We start from the raw sequence: 17,782 nt of genomic DNA, 5'->3' as shown, positions 1-17,782 counted from the left end.
TGCGATGCGGTAAGAGATCTTCGCAAAGCAGCACTGATCCCACATCTTGCGGTCTCCCGGTGCAACCGGCTTTCCGTACGGGCGCTCCCGGCGGACAGTAACCGCACAGGACGATTCCCCATGCGCATCAAGACCATCGCCCTCGCCATGGCGGCGGCAACGGCCGCCCTCACTGCGACCACCCCCGTCACCGCCGCCGAGTGGAAGCCCGCGACCAACAAGCGGATCGAGCTCGGCAACTTCCGCGGGATGGCCTACTACACGGTCGAGAAGGACGGCTATCGCGTCGTGACGACGCTCGCCGCCCTCAACACCAATGCCGATCACCCGCAGGTCATCCGTTTCGTCACCACCCTCAAGGGCGACCAGACGGTGAACCTCTCGGTACCGGGCACCCTCGGCGCCGACGGCAGCGAGACGACGATCGCGCTCTCCCGCAAGGGCGACGTCGTCGAGGTCGCCGACGCGTCCTACTGACGGCACGACCTCTCCGCGCCCCCGCCCGGCGGGGGCGCGGACCCTCCCGCGCCTCGCTTTCGCCCCACTGGAGAAGGACATTCGGCGCCTCCGCCGTTGACCTTTCGTTAACCGTGAGGGACGAGCGTCCGAGGCCGCCATGCCGACCCTCCCGCGCCATCTCCGACTGCTGCCGACCCTGCTCGCGGCGCTCTGCGCCGGCCCGGCGCTCGCCCATCCCCATGTCTGGGTGACGGCCAAGGCGGAGGTCGACTACGTCGACGGCAAGGTCGTCGGGCTCCGGCACGCCTGGTCCTTCGACAAGTCCTACTCGGCCTTCATCACGCAGGGGCTCGACCGCAACGGCGACGGCGTGCTCAGCCCCGAGGAACTCGCCGGGCTCGCCGCCGAGAACACCACGGGGCTCGCCGAGTTCGGCTACTTCACCAAGCTCAAGATCGCCGGCCGCGACCAGGCCTTCGCCGAGCCCGTCGAGCCGCGCATGGAGATGAAGGACGGGGCGCTGACCCTGGCCTTCCGCCTGCCGCTCAAGACCGCGGCGGCGCCGGGGCGCGGGGTCGTGGCGCTGGAGGTCTACGATCCGACCTACTTCGTGTCCTTCGCCCTCGCGGAAGGCACGGATGCCGCCCGGCTCGAAGGCGCGCCCCCCGGCTGCACCACCACCGTGACGCGGCCGAAGACGATCGAGCCTCAGACCGCCGAGGCCGGCAAGCCCGGCCTGTCGGAAGCGTTCTTCGAGGCTCTGACGGCCGCCTCCAACTACGGTGTCCAGTTCGCGAACCGGATCATCGTCGCGTGTCCCTAGGCGCCGCCCTGGCCGAAGGCGACGGACGGGGGCGCGTCCTTCTGCGGCTCGCCCTGGCGGTATCGGCGATCGCTCTCGCCGCGCTGGTCGTCGCGGGACTGCTCCGGCTGACCTCCGCCGGCGTGGCGCCCCCGCAGCGCTCCCCCTTCGGGATGGGCTTTCGCGAGGCGGCGCCCTCGGCCACCAGCCTCGGCGCCTGGCTTCTCGCCTTCCAGGCGAGCTTCTCCCGCAATCTGGAGGCCGCCGTCGCCGCCGTGCGGACGGGGGGCGGCTGGCACACGCTGGCGCTGCTCGGCTTCGCCTACGGCGTCTTCCATGCCGCCGGCCCCGGGCACGGCAAGGCGGTGATCGCCGGCTACATCGTGGCCGGCGAGCGCAGCCTGCGGCGGGGCATGGCGCTGAGCGCGGCCGCGGCGCTGCTGCAGGCCTGCGTCGCCATCGCCATCGTCGGAGCGGGCGTGCTCGTCCTCGGCGCGACGGCGGCGGCGATGAACCGGGCCGGGACCCTCATCGAGAGCGTCAGCTTCGCCCTCGTCGCGCTGGTCGGCCTGGCGCTGACCTGGCGCAAGGCCGGGCGTCTCGCCGCCGTCGAGGCGGAGGGCTGCGGTCCCGGCTGCGGGCACGTGTCGCCGGAGATCGGCCGGAGCAGCTCCTGGCGCGAGCGGGCGGGCATCGTCGTTGCGGCGGGCTCGCGGCCCTGCGCCGGTGCGGTGCTGATCCTCGTCTTCGCGGCGTCTCAGGGGATTCTCTGGGCCGGTGTCGCGGCGGTTCTCGCCATGGCGCTCGGCACGGCGCTCACGACGGGACTTCTGGCGAGCCTCGCCGTCTTCGCCAAGGCCCTGGCGCTGCGCTTGTTCGGCGGACGTGGGCGGACGGGCGCCCGCGTCATCGGCGGCCTCGAACTCCTGGCCGCCGCCTTCGTGCTGGTGATCGGGGTCGCGCTCCTCGCCGGGCTGATGCTCGGCGGCGCGCCCGGCCTGCCGAGCTGATCCTCAGCTTCCCGGCTTCCACACCGCATCCGACACGGTGATCGGCTTCGGCAGCAGGCCGAGCTTGTGGAAGGTGTCGGCGATCGTCTGCTGGTCCGCGACCGCGGCGGCATCGAGGGGCGCGACGCCGTAGCTCTGCCGCCGGAGCGCCACGGCGAGCACCGGGGCCGGGATGCCGACGGATGGGGCGAGCTCCGCCGCCGCGGCGTCGGTGTTCGCCCGGGCCCAGTCGTCGAGCTCCCCGACCGCCGCGATGACGGCGTTCAAGGCCTCGCGGTTGCCGTCCGCGAAGCGGCGCGCGGACAGGTAGAACTGCCGGTTCGGGGCGAGGCCTTCGGCGCTGGCCAGGGTGCGGGCGCCGGGGATGCGCTCGCCGGAGGCGAGGTAGGGGTCCCAGATCACCCAGGCATCGACGGCGCCGCGGGCGAAGGCGGCGGCGCCGTCCGCGGGCGCGAGGAAGGCGGGCTTGATGTCGCCGTAGCTCACGCCCGCCGAGGCCAGCGCCTGCACGAGCAGGAAGTGGACGTTCGAGCCCTTGTTGAAGGCGACCGTGCGACCCTTCAGGTCGGCGAGGCTGCGGACGGCCGAGTCGCCCGGCACCAGGATTGCCTCGCCGCGCGGGGCCGGCGGCTCGGCGGCCACGTAGACGAAGCCGGGGCTCGCGGCCTGCGCGAAGATCGGCGGGGTCTCGCCCGCGGAGCCGAAGTCGATGGCGCCCGCGTTCAGGGCTTCGAGCAGCGGCGGCCCGGACGGGAACTCCGACCAGCGCACGCTGTAGCCGAGCGGCGCGAGCTTCTTCTCCAGGAGTCCCTTGCCCTTGAGCAGCACCAGCGTGCCGTACTTCTGGTAGCCGACCCGGATCACCTTCTCCTGCGCATGCGCGACCGTCGCCGCGAGGCAGAGGCCGAGGAGCAGGGCGAGGGCCCCCCAGGTCGCGAGGAGGCGGCGCAGGCGCAGAGCGGGCGCGTCGCGGCGGAGCGTGCGGGAGGTCGCTGGCATCGAGATCTCCGAGGGATCAGTGGGCGGCGACGCGGCGGCCGGGCACGATGTCGTTGGCGATGACCTCGCCGAACGGGCCGTTATTGCGGGCGTTCGAGGGGGCGGTGCCGGTGGTGTCGCGCAGCGGCAGCTTCGGGAAGACGAGCTCGGCGAAGCGGTAGGCCTCCTCCAGGTGCGGGTAGCCGGAGAGGATGAACCGGTCGATGCCGAGGTCGATATACTCCTTCATCCGGTCGGCCACCTGATCGGCCGAGCCGACGAGCGCGGTGCCGGCGCCGCCGCGCACGAGGCCGACGCCGGCCCAGAGGTTCGGCGAGACGACGAGCTTGTCGCGGCTGCCGCCGTGAAGCGCCATCATCCGGCTCTGGCCGACGGAATCCTGCCGCTTCAGGGTCGCCTGCGCCTGGGCGATGGTGTCCTCGTCGAGGCGCGAGATCAGCGCCTCCGCCGCGTCCCAAGCGGCGGCCTCGGTCTCGCGCACGATGACGTGGAGGCGGATGCCGTAGGAGAAGGTCTTGCCCTTGGCCTCCGCCGCGGCGCGGGCGATGGCGATCTTCTCGGCGACGCCCGCCGGGGGTTCGCCCCAGGTGAGGTAGACGTCGCAGTGCTCGGCCGCGACCTCGATGCCCGCCGGCGAAGAGCCGCCGAAGTAGAGCGGGGGGTAGGGTGACTGCACGGGCGTGAAGATCACCCGGCCGTTCTCGGCGCGCAGGTGCCGGCCCTCGAAGCTCACCGTCTCCCCGGCCATGAGCCCGCGCCAGATGTGCAGGAACTCGTCGGTGACGGCGTAGCGCTCGTCATGCGCCAGGAAGACGCCGTCCCCGCGCAGCTCCACGGGATCGCCGCCGGTGACGACGTTGATGAGGAGCCGCCCGTCCGAGATCCGGTCGAGGGTCGCCGCCATGCGGGCGGCGGCGGAAGGCTCCATCAGGCCGGGCCGCACCGCCACGAGGAAGCGCAGGCGCTTCGTCAGCGGCGCCAGCGCCGAGGCGACGATCCAGGAATCCTCGCAGGAGCGCCCGGTCGGCAGCAGCACGCCGTAGTAGCCGAGGTCGTCGGAGGCCTGGGCGATCTGCCGGAGATAGTTCAACGACACGTCCCGCGCGCCCTCGGAGGCGCCGAGATAGCGGCCGTCCCCGTGGGTCGGCAGGAACCAGAGGACGTCCGTGCGGCCGTCGGTCGATGCGCTCATGCGAGCTCTCCTTGTGATGGCTTCTCCTCCCGGCCGGGGCCGTGGAGGAGGTACTGGAGGATGCGGCCCTCGAGCCGGGCGAGGTCCGGGTCGCCGCGCCGGCGGGGCCGGGGCACCTCGACACGGAGATCGAGGGCGATGCGGCCCTCGTCGATGACGAGGATGCGGTCGGCGAGCGCCACCGCCTCGCCGACGTCGTGGGTGACGAGGAGCGCCGTGAACTCTTGCGCGCGCCAGATCCGCTCGATCAGCTCCTGCATGCCGATGCGGGTCAGGGCGTCGAGGGCGCCAAGCGGTTCGTCGAGGGCGAGCAGCCCCGGGCGGCTGACGAGGGCGCGGGCGAGCGCCACCCGCTGCCGCTGGCCACCCGACAGCGTCGCCGGCCACTGCCCGGCCTTGTCGGAGAGCCCGACCTCCTCCAGCGCAGCCCGGGCCCGCTCCCGCCGCCACGCCTTCTTGCCGTGACCCGTCAGCCCCACCGCGACGTTATCGAGGACGCGCGCCCAGGGCAGCAGGCGCGGCTCTTGGAACATGATGCGCTTCGGGGCGCCGTCGCGGCGCGTTCCGTCCTTCTGTTCCAGCAGGATGCGCCCCCCGGTGGGCTCCTCGAGGCCGAGGATCAGGCGCAGCAGGGTGCTCTTGCCGCAGCCGGAGCGGCCGACCACGGCGGTGAAGCTGCCGGCCGGCAGGTGCAGGTCGAGCCCCCCGATCACGGCGTGGTCGTCAAAGCTCTTGCGCAGGTCGCGGATCGTGACCGCGATGCCGGAACCGGGCGCGGCGGCGCGCGGCAGGGCGCGTCCGTCGAGCGCCTGCGCGTCGGCGACCCGCCGGGCGGCGTCGGGGGCGAGGGCGTCGAGGAGCATGGCGGTCACACCGTCCGGTAGGCGGGGTTCCAGGCGAGGCAGGCCCGTTCCAGCACCCGCGTCAGCGCGTCAGCGATCTTGCCGAGCGCCGCGTAGATCAGGATCGCCAGCACCACGACGTCGACGAGCATGAACTCGCGCGCCTGCATGGCCATGTAGCCGAGGCCCGAGGAGGCCGAGATCGTCTCGGCGACGATCAGGGTCAGCCACATGATGCCGAGCGCGTAGCGCAGGCCCACGAAGATCGAGGGCAGGGCGCCGGGCAGGATCACCCGGCGGAACAGCTCCGCCTCCGACATCCCGTAGACGCGGCCCATCTCCACGAGGGCGGGATCGACGGAGCGGATGCCGTGGAGCGTGTTGGCGTAGATCGGGAAGAACACGCCGAGCGCCACGAGGAAGAGCTTCGCCTCCTCGCCGATGCCGAACCACAGGATCACCAGCGGGATCAGCGACAGGTGGGGCACGTTGCGCACCATCTGCACGGTGGTGTCGGTGAGCCGCTCCGACAGACGTGAGAGCCCGTTGGCGAGGCCGAGCGCGAAGGCGATGCTGCCGCCGACGGCGAAGCCCGCGAGCGCCCGCAGAGTGCTGACGCCGAGATTCGTCCAGAGCTCGCCGGAGCGGGCGGCCGCGATGCCGGCCCGCACCACGTCGAGGGGGGCCGGCATGAACCGGTTCGAGACGATGCCCGTCGAGACGGCGGCCTGCCAGCCGAGCAGCACCGTGACCGGAAGGAGCCAGGGCAGGGCGTTGCGGCCAGCGGCGGTGAGGGGCGCCGGAAGCGCCGGGGCGGAGCGGAGGGCGGCTGGCATCGATCTCACCCGTTGCGGGCCGGCGGCGTCCACACCGCGTCGGCGATGCGGATCGGCCTGGGGATCAGGTTGAGGGACCGGAACCGGTCGGCCACGCGCTGCTGATCGGCGACGACGGAGGGTGTGAGGGGACCGATCACGTAGTCGGTCCGGTCGACCGCCCGGCGGGTGGCGGGGAGCGGCACACCGGTGCCCTTCGAGAGGATGGCGGCGACCTCGCCGCGGTTCTCCGTGCACCACTTCGCGACGCCGCCGAGCCCGTCGATCGCCTCCGCAAGCACCTCGCCGCGCTCCCGCGCGAAGTCCCGGTTGGCGAGGAAGAAGATGTTCTGGCGGGCGATGTCGCCGGCGCTCGCCAGCACGCGCACGCCCTCCCCGCCTTCCGCCACGGCGAGATAGGGGTCCCAGATGGACCAGGCGTCGACGCTGCCGCGGGCGAAGGCCGCCGCCGCGTCGGCCGGCGCCAGCGTCACCGGCTCGATATCGGCGTAGGTGAGCCCCGCCTTCTCCAGGGCCGCCACGGTGAAGTTGTGGGCGCTCGATCCCTTGGCGAAGGCGACGCGCTTGCCCTTCAGCTCGGCGAGCGCGCCGATCTGGGAGCCCTTCGGCAGCAGGATCCCGAGCCCGGAGTTCCCGGCCTCCTGGGTCGCCGCGTAGACGAGGTTGCCGCCCGCCGCCTGCGCGAAGATCGGCGGCGCGTCCCCGGTCTGCCCGAAATCGATGCCGTCGAGGCTGAGCGCCTCGAGGAGCGGAGGTCCGAAGGAGAACTCGACCCAGCGCACGGTGTGGCCGAACCTCTTGAGGCGCTCCTCGATCACACCCTGCTGCTTGGCGACGACGAGAATGCCGTTGCGCTGATAGCCGATGCGCAGCACCCCCCTCTCCGCGGCCCTTGCGCCGCGGGGCGCGAAGGCGGAGGCGAGCGCGCCGGCCAGGATCGTGCGGCGGCCGATCATCGCGCCGCTGCCGCCGTCTGCCGGGTCACCGGCGCCTGCGCGCTGACGGAGAGGCCGAGAAGGGCGGCAAGCTCCGTGGCGGCCTGCCCGGCGCGGTCGGCGACGCCGGGTTCGACGAGGCGTCCGTCCACGAAGTCCGCATCCGATGCGTAGACCGCCGTCGGGACCTGAAGGGCTCCGAAGAATCCGAACAGGGGCCGCAGCGCGTGCTCGACCACGAGCGCGTGCCGCGCGCCGCCGCCGGTGGCCGCGATGGCGACGGGCTTGCCCGCCAGACGCGTCGGCTCGACGAGGTCGAAGAGGTGCTTGAACAGCCCGGTGACCCCGCCCTTGTAAACCGGCGAGCCGACCACAAGGGCGTCCGCCTCCTCGATCGCCTCCACGACCCGGCGCGCGGGGAGCGGGAGCGCCTCCCGGCTCCAGGCGGCGCCGAGGCCGGTGCCGGCGTCGAGGAGATCGAACAGCCGGATCTCGGCACCGGCCTCGGCGCCCGCCTGCCCGGCGATCGTCTCGACGAGCGTGCGGGTCCTCGACGGGCGCTGGATGTTGGCCGAGAAGCCGACGAGCCTCGGACGGGTCATGGGTCTACTTCCGGTTGTGCGTCCGCTGCCCGAAGAGTCTCGACCTGCGATCATTGTCCCCAGATGAGGACCCATGCAGAGGGGGGAGAAAGCGGGTGACGATCTTCGTTCAAGGCTGGCCGGAGTCCAATCGACAGTCAATAAAACGATCTTTTCAATGGAAGATCGTACGGAGATGATCGTGCCATCCTGCCCGGCCGGGATGGATCATCCTCGTTTCCCGAAGGAGAGATGCGCTGAAGACGCTGGATATGACGGCGGCAGCGTCCGAGAGGACGCCTTTCTGCGATGCATGGGGAGAGGGTTGTCTCGGCCCGTCCCGCGAATGCGACGCCATGGAAGGCCAAAGGCTCCGTCGATTGCCGCAAGATGATCGATTTTTACTTGAGCGTAACCGTATTCATGAGGTCTTGTCATTGTTCGTGCGCGATTAAGTGGCATCGCCTATGATGAAGAAAGATAAAACCATGGGTTGTTGAGATGATCAGAGTCGTCGGCTGCATCGTGGATCAGCACGACCTCGCGCTCGTCGCGCTCGCCGCGACGCTGTGCGTGCTCGCTGCGGTCGCGACGGTGATGCTGGCCAAGCACGCCGCCAGCGCGGGCGGACGGGTACGGGCGGCATGGTTCGCCGTGGCCGCGATCACCATCGCGTCCGGCGCCTGGACCACGCATTTCATCGCCATGCTGGCCTTCTCGCCCGGCCTGGCGACGGCCTTCGATCTTCGGCTGACGGTTCTCTCCTTCGTGGTCGCGGTCGCCTTCACCGGCGCCGGGGCCATGCTGCGGACGGTCCGCCGCTCCGCGGCCACGGCCTGGATCGGCGGAGCCGTGGGCGGCGCGGGCATCTCGGCCATGCACTACATCGGCGTGAGCGCTCTCCAGATCGAGGGGCAGATCCTCTGGGATCGGCAGCTGGTCGCGGCCTCGGTTCTGATCGGCATGGGGCTCGGCGGAGCCGCGCTCGCCGCGCTCGCCGACGGGCGCAGCCTGCCGAGGCAGGCCGCGAGCGCCACCCTGCTCGTCCTGGCGATCGGCGGCCTTCACTTCACCGGGATGGGAGCCATCACCATCGTCCCGGATCCGACCGTGGTGGTGCCCGAAAGCGCGCTGCCGAAGGCATGGCTCGCCGTTGCTGTCGCGCTCGCGAGCGTCGTGATCCTGGCGCTTGCCGGGGCGGGGCTGGCCATGGATCTGCGCGAACGCCGGCGCTCCCAGGGCGAGTCGGCGCGCCTGCGCAGCCTCGCCAACGCGGCCGTGGAAGGGCTGCTGGTCTGCGACGGCGAGACCATCGTCACCGCCAACGACAGTTTCGCGGCCCTGGTCCGGCGGCAGCCGCAGGACGTCCCCGGGACGGCGCTGGCCGAGTACCTCCCTCGGGAGGGCGGCCGCCTTCACGCCCTCGACCAGCCGCTGGAGACCGATCTCGTCCGGAGCGACGGCTCCCGGATCCCCGTCGAGCTGATCGTCCGGACGATCGACTACGCCGCAAGGCCGCACTTCGCCGTGGCCATGCGCGATCTCCGCGCGCGGCGTCGGGCCGAGCGGCAGATCGAGTATCTCGCCCATCACGATGCCCTGACCGGACTGGCCAACCGGGCGAGCTTCGACCGCCGCATCGGCCAGGAGATGCAGCTCGCCTCCGCCAGCGGACGCAAGCTCGCGGTGCTGTGCCTCAACCTCGACCGCTTCAAGGAGGTCAACGACCTGTTCGGGCATGCCGCCGGCGATGCGCTCCTGACGATGATCGCAAGGCTGGTCACCGGGTTGCTCGACGAGACGCAACTGATGGCCAGGCTCAGCGGAGACGAGTTCGTGGTGCTGGTCCCCTGCGATCATGCCGCGACCGCCGGCCGCCTCGCCGAGCGCATCCTGGAAAGCCTTCGCGAGACCGCCCGCGGCACGGACGGTCCCAAGGCGGCCACGAGCATCGGCATCGCCGTCTACCCGGACGACGCCAGCGACCATAACGCCCTCCTGATCTGCGCCGACACCGCGGTTTATCGCGCGAAGCAGGAGGGCCGCGGCACCTACCGCTTCTTCGAGGCGCGGATGGGAGCGCAGGTCCGCGAGCGCCGTCTCCTCGAGCACGATCTGCGCATGGCCGTGGACCGGGGCGAGCTCGAACTCGTCTATCAGCCGCAGACCGGCGGCGAGGCCGGAGCCGTCGTCGGCTTCGAGGCCCTTCTGCGCTGGAATCACCCGAGTCGCGGCAGCATCTCGCCGTCGGTGTTCATTCCGATCGCCGAAGAGAGCGGAGCGATCCTCCAGGTCGGGGAATGGGTGCTGCGGGAGGCGTGCCGCGAGGCGGCGCGCTGGCGGCGTCCTCTCAGCATCGCGGTGAACGTCTCGGCCGTGCAGATTCACGCGCCGAACTTCCTCGACCTGCTGGTGGCCATTCTGCGCGAGACCGGTCTCGCCCCCAGCCGCCTCGAGATCGAGATCACGGAGACCGCGCTGATCCGCGACCCTTCAAGGGCCCTGACGGTGCTGCGCGGCGTGAAGGAGCTCGGCGTGCACATCGCCATGGACGATTTCGGCACGGGCTACTCGTCGCTCTCGAACCTGCGCACCTTCCCGTTCGACAAGATCAAGATCGACCGCTCCTTCATCAGCCAGATCGAGTCGAATCATCAGGCGGCGGCCATCGTGCGCTCGGTGCTCGGGCTCGGCCACGGCCTGCAGATGCGCGTCATCGTGGAGGGCGTCGAGACCCAGGCCGAGCTCGCCTTCCTCGAGGCGGAGAACTGCCGTTCCCTCCAGGGCTACCTGATCGGCAGGCCGGCGGCGATCGAGACCTTCTCGGCGCTCACCATGGGAGGGACGATCGCCGAGGAGCGTCTGGTGGCCTGATCAGGCCGGATCGAAACGTGAGCTTGAGCGTTCCCTTTGCTCGACTCTTTCGCTTCTGAAACCCCCAGCCGGGAGATCGCCCATGCAGGTGCTTGCCACGCTCGTCGACGAGCTGAAGCACAACGAGGCGGCGCAGGCCGCCATGGACGTGATCGCATCCTCCCTCGAGCGCAGGACCGAGGAGGAGCAGGGCGCGTTCTGGAAGGCGGTCGGGCTCTACTACCTGTCGCGCAAGCACCCCGGTGCCGAGGCGAAGCCCGCCGCGGAGGCCGAGGGCGCCTGAGACGCCGCGTCCGGTCAGGCGCCGGAACCGATCGTCCAGGCCAGGAGCGGGCTGACGCATACCGCGATCAGCAGCGCGGCGCGGGCGGGACGGGTGCGCAGAAGGGCGAAGATGCCGCGCACGGGCAGAAGGATCAGCTTGGCCAGACCCCGGACGGCGAGGATCGCCAGGATCGGCACGATGGCCAGGCACAGTCCGATCACAGGCATGACGGCCCTTTCCCCAGTGCCGAGCTGCAGAGCGGCACAGGGGCAGGAGGCCCGCCGATTGCGTCGAGAGTGAGGAGAAGACGGCCGCCTGGACCGATCCGGACGAAACGGCCGGAGCGCTTCGTCGCCCCGGCCGCGCGCTCCCGCGTCCTCCTCGCGGGAATCCTGCCCCGCTTGCGGCGGGAGCCCGACAAAGCCCGCCGCGCCGCAAGGAAACTCGGCTAAGAGAGCGGCAACTCTCGGGAGGCGGACCGGACGGTGGAAGAGGCGCTGTATCGCTGGATCGAGGCCACCGCCGCGATTCGCGCCGAAATCCTGCGACTGGGGGGCTTCGGCCTCTCGCTGGTCGTCACGGTCCACGCGCTCCTGCGCAAGCGCGAGGCCGGCGTCGCCATCGGCTGGATCGGCCTCGCCTGGCTGTCGCCGCTCTTCGGCACGACCCTCTACGCGCTGTTCGGCGTCAACCGCGTCTCGCGCCGGGCGCGGCGCCTGCGTCCGAGACCCTCCGAGACGCGGGACGACGATCCCGATCCGAGCGTCGCGGTGCCGGAGGCGTTCGCGCCCCTCGGCCGGGCCATGCGCCGCATCACCGGCCTGCCGCTCGTCGGCGGCAACCGCGTCGAGGTCTACCGCAACGGCGACGCCGCCTATCCGGCGATGCTCGCGGCCATCGCCGGCGCTCGCGAGAGCGTCGGCCTGTCGAGCTACATCTTCCGGGACGACGAGACCGGCCGCACCTTCAGCGCGGCGCTCGCCGAGGCTCAGGGGCGCGGCGTCGCCGTGCGGGTGCTCATCGACGGCGTCGGCGGCGGCTGGTTCAACCCGGCCGCCTACCGGCGCCTTGTCCGGCTCGGGGTGCCGGCGGGGCTGTTCCTGCATTCGGCGCTGCCCTGGCGGATGCCGTTCCTGAACCTGCGCACCCACAAGAAGCTGCTCGTGGTCGACGGCCGCATCGGCTTCACCGGCGGCATCAACGTCTCGGACGCCAACCGCGTCGCGCTCTCCCCGCCCCGCCCCGTGCGCGACACCCATTTCCGGCTCGAAGGGCCGGTGGTCGAGCAGCTCGCCATCGCCTTCGCGCAGGAATGGTCCTTCGTGTCCGGCGAGGATCTCGAGGGGGAGCGCTGGTTTCCGCCCCTGCCGCCCACCGGGGACAGCGCCGCCCGCGTCGTCACCTCGGGACCGGACGCCGATCTGCGCAAGATCGAGATCGCGGTCTTGGAGGCGATCGCCACCGCGCGCCGCCACATCCGGCTGGCGACGCCCTACTTCCTGCCCGGCGAGCTGGTGGTGAACGCCCTGTCCCTCGCGGCGCTGCGCGGCATCGAGGTCGACGTCGTCGTGCCCGGCCGCAGCGACCACCGCTTCGTGGACTTCGCCATGCGGGCCCATGTCGACCCGCTGCTCGACGCGGGCGTGCGCATCTGGCTCGACGACCCGCCCTTCGACCACTCGAAGCTGCTCGTCGTCGACGGCGCCTGGTGCTTCGTCGGCAGCGCCAACTGGGACATGCGCAGCTTCCGCCTGAACTTCGAGCTGAACGTCGAGATCTACGATACCGACCTGGCGGGCCGGCTCGACGCGGCGATGCGGGCCAAGATGGGCCGGCGCCTCACCCGCGAGGACCTGCGCGCCCGTTCCCTTCCCGTGAGGCTGCGCGACGCAGCCGTCCGACTGCTGCTGCCATACCTCTGACCCGCAGCACCATCCGGCGCTCGCGGGCCGGCGCCTCGGCGGGCGCGGGGCCGAGATGCACCACGATCGGCCGGTGGTCGGAGGGGCCGCGGGGCAGCACGCCCCGGTCGTGGCAGACGAGGCCGCGCACGAGGCAGCGATCGAGGCGCAGGGGCAGCACGTCGACCATGGCATGCGTCGGCGCCCGCGGCCCGACATCGCGAAAGCCCGGCAGGAAGGCCGGGCCGACGATGTTGTAGTCGCCGAGCACCGCCGCCCGCTCCGGCAGCGCCCGCTCGATGCAGCGGAGCTGGCGCCGGTTGAGCACCTGCCCGTGCGAGAGATGCACGTTGGCGATGCCGCAATCGCCGAGATCGATCACCTGGCAGACCCGGTGTACCAGCGCCCCCGAGGGCAGGGTCACCACGACGGGCTCGGCGGGCCAGGGCCGCGGGCTCCACATGGCGAGGCCGTGGATGCGGCCGGGCAGAGGCACCCAGGCGTAGGAGCCGCCGACCCGGTCGCGGATCGCGGCGATGCCGCGGGTCGCCTCCTGCATCAGGAGGAGGTCGGGACGCTCCTGCTCGATCAGCGCGACGACGTTCTCCACCGCCGCGCCCGTGCGCCGGAGGAGGTTCCAGCTCACGATCTTGCGGGCGTTCTCCGGCACCTCCGGCCGGTTGTGGATCGGCGCATCCTGGGCGCCGACGGGCACGAAGGGCTTGAAGCGCTCGCCTGTATCCATGCCCCCGGTCCGGCCTTCCTGATGGTGCGGTGTCCGTCTGCGTCGGCAGCCGGGCATCGCCACAACGCGCGGTCGGCGCGCGCGGCTCCGCTTCGCTCGGCCGAAACCTCGAGACGGCGACCGAACGGCATCGGGCCGGCGTCTCGTGGCTCTCGTCTCGACGCGCAGTCTTTCGGCAAGCCGCAGGCCGCCTCGCCGGAACGCGCTCAGCGGCAATGCATGCCGGGCGGGCAGCGGGTTCCGCCATGCGGTGCCGGAGCCCGGGGAGGCGGGGCTGCCCTCTGCTGCATCATCTGCTGGCGCTGCATGGCCCGCTGCTGCATCGCCTGCTGCCGCTGCATGGACTGCTGCTGGCGCATCGCCTGCATCTGGGCCTGCTGCGCCTGCCGCTGCTGGGCCATCGCCTGCTGGCGGGCGGCCTGGGCCTGCATCTGCCGGGCGCGGGCCTCGGCGCCGGCCGCCTGGCGCTGCATCGCGGCGGCCCGCTGCGCGGCCATCGCCTGCTGGCGCTGGGCGTTCCGGGCCTCGATCTCCGCCTGCCTCTGGCCGGCGAGATTCTGCTGGCGCGCGGCCTGAAGACGGGCGCCCGAGGGCACGGGCGCGGCTGCGGCGGGCGGCGCGGCTTTCGCGGCGACTGCAGGAGCCGGCGCCGCGGCCGGAGGCGGGCCCTTCTGCGCGGGCGCAAGGCCGGGGCCCTGGCCGGCCGGCGGCGTCGCCGGTTTCGCAGCGGCCGGCTGCGGGAGCGGCGCGAGGCCGGGCTTCACGCCCTGCGGCAGGGGAGACGCCGCCGAAGCTGGAGCGCCGGGCTTGCCGCCCGGCTGCACCGCATTCGGTACGGTGGCGTTCGGCAGCGTCGCGGCCTTCGAGGGCAGCGCTTGAGCCGGGAGCTGGCCCGGCAGGGGCGTCGCCTTGGCGGGAAAGCCTGGGGCCGGCGCCTGTCCCGGCAGGGGCTGCCCCGGATGGAACCCGCCCGCGCCGGATTGCGCCGCGCCGGGCGCATTGGCCGGCAGCGCGGCCTTCTGCGCGACGGAGGGCGGCAGCGCGATCTTGGCCGCGGTGATCCCGGCGGTGGCGCCGAGCGCGCCGGCCCCGACCACCGCCGCGGTCGAGGGGCCTCCGATCGACTGCGCGGCGCCCGGGTTGGCGGCGCCGGCGTTGATCGCGTTGATCACCGTCGTGTTGTGGATGTTCTGGAAGATCACGTTGTTCGGCGGGGGCGAGATGTAGGCCGGCGCGCTCACGTAGGCGGCCATCGGCACGAAGGCGGGCACCGGCAGGGCGTAGACCTCCACCGGCGGCGGGGGCGGTGCCAGCGCCACGATGTAGGCGGGCGGCGGCGGCAGGAGCACGACCGGCGGCGGGGGCGGCGGCGCGAAGGCGTAGACCGGATCGTCGAAGGTGACGACCGGGCGGTCGACATAGACGATCTCCTCCACCGGCGGCGGCGGCACGTCGTAGACGATCGGGGTGAAGGCCGGCGGCGGCTGCAGGGCGGCCGCGAGACGGGCGAGGCGATGCCGCGCCTCGGCGGCATGGGGCCCCTTCGGATAGCGGCCGAGATAGGACCAGTAGGCCTCCGGAGAGCCCGCGGCGAGGGTGCGCCGCCAGGTCAGCGCCTCCCGCCGGGCGGCCAGGATGGCGCGCACCCGCGCGGCGAGCGCGTCCTGCGGGTAAGCGGCGAGGAAGTCCTGATAGCCCTGCAGCGTGTCACGCTCCAGGCAGAGAGCGTAGGCGTCCCGCGCGCCGATCTCGCGCAGGGGGCGCCCCCGCAAGGAGGCGGTCGTGGCCGGCTGCGCGACCGCGGGGGCGTCGGCCGCGCGCTCCAGGAACACGAACGGCGTCTCGATCCGGGAAGCGTGCCAGGGCACCTCGCCGCCGGCCGTCCGCTCGTTGACGCGCAGGCGCACCCGCTCGAACAGCGCCTCCGGCTGCAGGCCGCCCTCGCGGATCATCTCGACGAGCGCCTCGGCGTAGGCCCCGTACGGGCCCTTCGACTCGGGCCCGACCGTTCCCGGCGCGGCGTTGAAGGCGACGAGGCTGCCGGGGTCGGCCTCGACCAGGGCGAGGCCACCGGCCAGCGGATCGCCGCTCCTCGCGTAGGGGTTGGCGCGGCCGGCATCGAGCACCACGAAGCGCGCCTTCAAGGGAAGGCCGGCGAGGCGCTTGGTGAAATCGGAGACCCGCACCGCCGCGGCCGCGACGTCCGCCGCCCGCTCGATCCGGGCGTCGACGGGGGCGAAGTAGTTTTCACCGTCGAGCTGGAGCCCGTAACCGGAGAGGTAGAGGAAGGCGACCGTGTCGGGGCCCGAGGCCGCGGCCTTGTCGACGAAGTCGCGCAGCGCCCGCCGCAGGCCGTCCTCGTCGAGGTCGCGGGCGCCGGCCACGTCGAAGCCCGCCGCCTGGAGGGTCTGCGCGACGAGGCCCGCATCGTTGGCGGGCGTCGCCAGGGGTGCCCCGGTATAGGCCGCGTTCCCGATGACGAGGGCGATGCGCTTCTCGGGCCCTTGCGCCTGCGCGCGGGGCGCGCCGCAGCCGAGCGTCGCGGCGATCGTCAGCAGCAGCGCCGGCAGCCATCCCCGTATCGGGCGCGCGCGAAGCCCGTTCATGCGTGGAATCGGCATGGCGCCCTCCATTCTTCGCATCGGGAACCCGGCGATCCGGGCCCGGCATCCGCCTTGACTTGCCGTCCGGTGGCGTGAACTTGGCCTGAACCCGGGCCGGCCGGCATTCACGTTTCCGGGAGCCGTCCGGCCCGGGTGCGGCGATGCCGCGCGCTCGCGCCGGGCACCCGGTCCGCGCCGACGCGTTGTCGGGATATCGCCCCGCTTGGCTCCTCGGATCGAAGGCACTGCCCATGAACCTCGACCTCACCGGCCGCCGCGCGCTCGTCACCGGCTCCACGGGCGGCATCGGCTACGCCATCGCCGAGGCGCTCGCCGAGCTCGGCGCCACCGTTGCCGTCAACGGCCGCACGCCGGCGCGGGTGGAGGAGGCGATCGGCCGCCTGAGCGGTGCGATGCCGGCGGGCCGCTTCGAGGGCGCCCCTGGGGACGTGGCGACCGCCGAAGGCGCCGAGGCGCTCGTCTCGGGGCTCGGGCCGGTCGACATCCTCGTCAACAACGCCGGCATCTTCGAGCCGAAGCCGTTCTTCGAGATCCCGGACGGCGACTGGCAGCGCCTCTTCGACGTCAACGTGATGAGCGGCGTGCGCCTGTCCCGCGCGCTGACGCCTGGCATGGTTGAGCGCGGTTGGGGACGGGTGGTGTTCATCTCGAGCGAGTCCGCCGTGAACATCCCTCTGGAGATGATCCACTACGGCATGACCAAGACCGCGCAGCTCGCGGTGGCCCGCGGCCTCGCCGAGACGGTCGCCGGCTCCGGCGTGACCGTGAACAGCGTCCTGCCCGGCCCGACGCTCTCGGAGGGCGTGGAGACCTTCCTAAGGCAGATGGCGGGCGATCGGCCGGACGCGGATCTCGAGGCTCTCGGCAAGGCCTTCGTCGCGGAGCATCGCCCGAGCTCGATCATCGGGCGCCTCGCCTCGGTCGAGGAGGTCGCGAGCCTTGTGGCTTACGTCTGCTCGCCGGCGGCGAGCGCCACGACGGGCGCCGCGCTCCGCGTGGAGGGCGGACTGCTCCGTTCGATCATCTGACCGGCACACGCCGCGAGACCCCCGGCGGCCTGAGGGGCCGGCCGGGAGCGCGCGAGCGCCGGAAGCGAGTCGATCAGGACTTCAGGTGCGCGGCGAGATGCTTGTTCATCTCGAACATGCTGCACTTATCCTTGCCGAAGATCTTCTTCAGCTTGTCATCGGCGAGGATCTCGCGCTTGTTCTCCGGGTTCTGGAGATTGTGCTTCTTGATGTACTCCCACACCTTGCTCACCACCTCGCCGCGGGGCAGCGGGCTGGTGCCGACGATGGCGCCGAGCTCGGCGGAGGGCTTGAGGGGCTGCTGAAGGGCGTTCGGCTTCGCATCGGCCGACTTGGCCTTGGGCGCGGCGGCCTTCTTAGGGGCGCTCTTCGTCTCTGTCGTCTTGGTGGCCATCGCTTTCCTCCGGTTCCGGCGCTGCCGCGCGCTCGCGGTGAGGCGCCCTCGGGGCGCAACTCAGGCTCAACAACTAAGCGGTGCCGCAGCCGTTCCAAGGGGGAAGGGCCGCCTGCTCCCTCTCATCCACAAGGGGAGGCGCCCTTCGGGGGCCCGAAACCCTTCCTTCACGCTTCCTCACGGCGCTCTCGGCGGAAGCGGCGTGTCATTTTTCGCACGTCGCCCGCTGTGCACGGGATCGGACGCGATCCGCCCTTGACGGTCCGCGGCCGATTTCGCCATCGGTGTGGGTGAC

17 protein-coding genes are annotated in these 17,782 nt (G+C 72.1%); 7 read left to right on the top strand and 10 right to left on the bottom strand.

What is annotated here, in order from left to right:
* Positions 1 to 120: 120 nt before the first annotated feature.
* The 3 genes from MFF04_RS04090 to MFF04_RS04080 all read left to right on the top strand — a co-directional run bounded on the left by MFF04_RS04090 (position 121) and on the right by MFF04_RS04080 (position 2,271).
* Positions 121 to 477, top strand: a complete 357-nt coding sequence (locus MFF04_RS04090; RefSeq protein WP_238274197.1) for a hypothetical protein — start codon at positions 121 to 123, stop codon at positions 475 to 477.
* A 139-nt stretch (positions 478 to 616) separates the two neighbouring features.
* Complete coding sequence (locus MFF04_RS04085; protein WP_238274196.1) at positions 617 to 1,282, top strand: DUF1007 family protein; 666 nt, start codon at positions 617 to 619, stop codon at positions 1,280 to 1,282.
* Positions 1,273 to 2,271 carry a nickel/cobalt transporter gene (locus MFF04_RS04080; RefSeq protein ID WP_238274195.1) on the top strand — a complete coding sequence of 333 codons (999 nt, stop codon included), beginning with the start codon at positions 1,273 to 1,275 and terminating at the stop codon, positions 2,269 to 2,271. The genes MFF04_RS04085 and MFF04_RS04080 overlap by 10 nt, the downstream gene beginning before the upstream one ends.
* Positions 2,272 to 2,274: 3 nt before the next feature.
* On the opposite strand, the gene MFF04_RS04075 is transcribed toward MFF04_RS04080, so the two are convergent.
* From MFF04_RS04075 to msuE, 6 genes are read right to left on the bottom strand one after another with little or no spacing between them, the layout of a single operon-like run.
* Positions 2,275 to 3,270, bottom strand: coding sequence for an aliphatic sulfonate ABC transporter substrate-binding protein (locus tag MFF04_RS04075; protein WP_238274194.1), 996 nt, complete (start codon positions 3,268 to 3,270; stop codon positions 2,275 to 2,277).
* A 16-nt stretch (positions 3,271 to 3,286) separates the two neighbouring features.
* Positions 3,287 to 4,462, bottom strand: a complete 1,176-nt coding sequence (ssuD, locus tag MFF04_RS04070) for an FMNH2-dependent alkanesulfonate monooxygenase (protein ID WP_238274193.1) — start codon at positions 4,460 to 4,462, stop codon at positions 3,287 to 3,289.
* Positions 4,459 to 5,325: an ATP-binding cassette domain-containing protein gene (locus MFF04_RS04065; RefSeq protein ID WP_238274192.1), complete on the bottom strand. Its 867-nt coding sequence runs from the start codon at positions 5,323 to 5,325 to the stop codon at positions 4,459 to 4,461. The genes ssuD and MFF04_RS04065 overlap by 4 nt, the downstream gene beginning before the upstream one ends.
* Positions 5,326 to 5,330: 5 nt before the next feature.
* On the bottom strand, positions 5,331 to 6,140 hold the full coding sequence (gene ssuC, locus MFF04_RS04060; protein WP_238274191.1) for an aliphatic sulfonate ABC transporter permease SsuC: 810 nt from the start codon (positions 6,138 to 6,140) through the stop codon (positions 5,331 to 5,333).
* A 5-nt stretch (positions 6,141 to 6,145) separates the two neighbouring features.
* Positions 6,146 to 7,096, bottom strand: coding sequence for an aliphatic sulfonate ABC transporter substrate-binding protein (locus MFF04_RS04055; RefSeq protein WP_238274190.1), 951 nt, complete (start codon positions 7,094 to 7,096; stop codon positions 6,146 to 6,148).
* Complete coding sequence (msuE, locus tag MFF04_RS04050) at positions 7,093 to 7,677, bottom strand: FMN reductase (protein WP_238274189.1); 585 nt, start codon at positions 7,675 to 7,677, stop codon at positions 7,093 to 7,095. The genes MFF04_RS04055 and msuE overlap by 4 nt, the downstream gene beginning before the upstream one ends.
* 480 nt (positions 7,678 to 8,157) lie before the next feature.
* Here msuE and MFF04_RS04045 point away from each other — a divergent pair, with 480 nt between their 5' ends.
* On the top strand, positions 8,158 to 10,530 hold the full coding sequence (locus MFF04_RS04045) for a bifunctional diguanylate cyclase/phosphodiesterase (protein ID WP_238274188.1): 2,373 nt from the start codon (positions 8,158 to 8,160) through the stop codon (positions 10,528 to 10,530).
* Positions 10,531 to 10,612: 82 nt separating this feature from the next.
* Positions 10,613 to 10,813, top strand: a complete 201-nt coding sequence (locus tag MFF04_RS04040) for a hypothetical protein (protein ID WP_238274187.1) — start codon at positions 10,613 to 10,615, stop codon at positions 10,811 to 10,813.
* Positions 10,814 to 10,827: 14 nt separating this feature from the next.
* Here the strand turns inward: MFF04_RS04040 and MFF04_RS04035 are convergent, their stop codons facing one another.
* Positions 10,828 to 11,022, bottom strand: a complete 195-nt coding sequence (locus tag MFF04_RS04035) for a hypothetical protein (protein WP_238274186.1) — start codon at positions 11,020 to 11,022, stop codon at positions 10,828 to 10,830.
* Between the two features lie 258 nt (positions 11,023 to 11,280).
* Between MFF04_RS04035 and MFF04_RS04030 the strand changes: the two genes are divergently transcribed.
* Positions 11,281 to 12,717 carry a phospholipase D-like domain-containing protein gene (locus MFF04_RS04030; protein WP_238274185.1) on the top strand — a complete coding sequence of 479 codons (1,437 nt, stop codon included), beginning with the start codon at positions 11,281 to 11,283 and terminating at the stop codon, positions 12,715 to 12,717.
* Here the strand turns inward: MFF04_RS04030 and MFF04_RS04025 are convergent.
* Positions 12,635 to 13,441 (bottom strand): endonuclease/exonuclease/phosphatase family protein, encoded by an 807-nt coding sequence (locus tag MFF04_RS04025; protein ID WP_238274184.1) that lies wholly within the window; start codon positions 13,439 to 13,441, stop codon positions 12,635 to 12,637. The two genes, MFF04_RS04030 and MFF04_RS04025, sit on opposite strands and share 83 nt — an antisense overlap.
* Before the next feature lie 206 nt (positions 13,442 to 13,647).
* On the bottom strand, positions 13,648 to 16,062 hold the full coding sequence (locus MFF04_RS21910; protein ID WP_283206343.1) for a caspase family protein: 2,415 nt from the start codon (positions 16,060 to 16,062) through the stop codon (positions 13,648 to 13,650).
* 233 nt (positions 16,063 to 16,295) lie between these two features.
* Between MFF04_RS21910 and MFF04_RS04015 the strand changes: the two genes are divergently transcribed.
* Complete coding sequence (locus MFF04_RS04015; RefSeq protein ID WP_238274183.1) at positions 16,296 to 17,093, top strand: SDR family NAD(P)-dependent oxidoreductase; 798 nt, start codon at positions 16,296 to 16,298, stop codon at positions 17,091 to 17,093.
* Positions 17,094 to 17,166: 73 nt separating this feature from the next.
* On the opposite strand, the gene MFF04_RS04010 is transcribed toward MFF04_RS04015, so the two are convergent.
* Positions 17,167 to 17,487, bottom strand: coding sequence for an SWIB/MDM2 domain-containing protein (locus MFF04_RS04010; protein ID WP_238274182.1), 321 nt, complete (start codon positions 17,485 to 17,487; stop codon positions 17,167 to 17,169).
* Positions 17,488 to 17,782: the final 295 nt, after the last annotated feature.

The organism is Methylobacterium jeotgali (genome assembly GCF_022179345.1).
GTDB classification, from domain to species: domain Bacteria; phylum Pseudomonadota; class Alphaproteobacteria; order Rhizobiales; family Beijerinckiaceae; genus Methylobacterium; species Methylobacterium jeotgali.
This window is presented reverse-complemented; position numbering and strand designations above follow the sequence as displayed.

Bases quoted from the DNA above. Each gene is read 5' to 3' on its own strand.
- MFF04_RS04090 (WP_238274197.1), top strand. From the start codon at position 121: ATGCGCATCAAGACCATCGCCCTCGCCATGGCGGCGGCAACGGCCGCC.
- MFF04_RS04085 (WP_238274196.1), top strand. From the start codon at position 617: ATGCCGACCCTCCCGCGCCATCTCCGACTGCTGCCGACCCTGCTCGCG.
- MFF04_RS04075 (WP_238274194.1), bottom strand. From the start codon at position 3,270: ATGCCAGCGACCTCCCGCACGCTCCGCCGCGACGCGCCCGCTCTGCGC.
- ssuD (WP_238274193.1), bottom strand. From the start codon at position 4,462: ATGAGCGCATCGACCGACGGCCGCACGGACGTCCTCTGGTTCCTGCCG.
- MFF04_RS04065 (WP_238274192.1), bottom strand. From the start codon at position 5,325: ATGCTCCTCGACGCCCTCGCCCCCGACGCCGCCCGGCGGGTCGCCGAC.
- ssuC (WP_238274191.1), bottom strand. From the start codon at position 6,140: ATGCCAGCCGCCCTCCGCTCCGCCCCGGCGCTTCCGGCGCCCCTCACC.
- MFF04_RS04055 (WP_238274190.1), bottom strand. From the start codon at position 7,096: ATGATCGGCCGCCGCACGATCCTGGCCGGCGCGCTCGCCTCCGCCTTC.
- msuE (WP_238274189.1), bottom strand. From the start codon at position 7,677: ATGACCCGTCCGAGGCTCGTCGGCTTCTCGGCCAACATCCAGCGCCCG.
- MFF04_RS04045 (WP_238274188.1), top strand. From the start codon at position 8,158: ATGATCAGAGTCGTCGGCTGCATCGTGGATCAGCACGACCTCGCGCTC.
- MFF04_RS04040 (WP_238274187.1), top strand. From the start codon at position 10,613: ATGCAGGTGCTTGCCACGCTCGTCGACGAGCTGAAGCACAACGAGGCG.
- MFF04_RS04035 (WP_238274186.1), bottom strand. From the start codon at position 11,022: ATGCCTGTGATCGGACTGTGCCTGGCCATCGTGCCGATCCTGGCGATC.
- MFF04_RS04025 (WP_238274184.1), bottom strand. From the start codon at position 13,441: ATGGATACAGGCGAGCGCTTCAAGCCCTTCGTGCCCGTCGGCGCCCAG.
- MFF04_RS21910 (WP_283206343.1), bottom strand. From the start codon at position 16,062: ATGCCGATTCCACGCATGAACGGGCTTCGCGCGCGCCCGATACGGGGA.
- MFF04_RS04015 (WP_238274183.1), top strand. From the start codon at position 16,296: ATGAACCTCGACCTCACCGGCCGCCGCGCGCTCGTCACCGGCTCCACG.
- MFF04_RS04010 (WP_238274182.1), bottom strand. From the start codon at position 17,487: ATGGCCACCAAGACGACAGAGACGAAGAGCGCCCCTAAGAAGGCCGCC.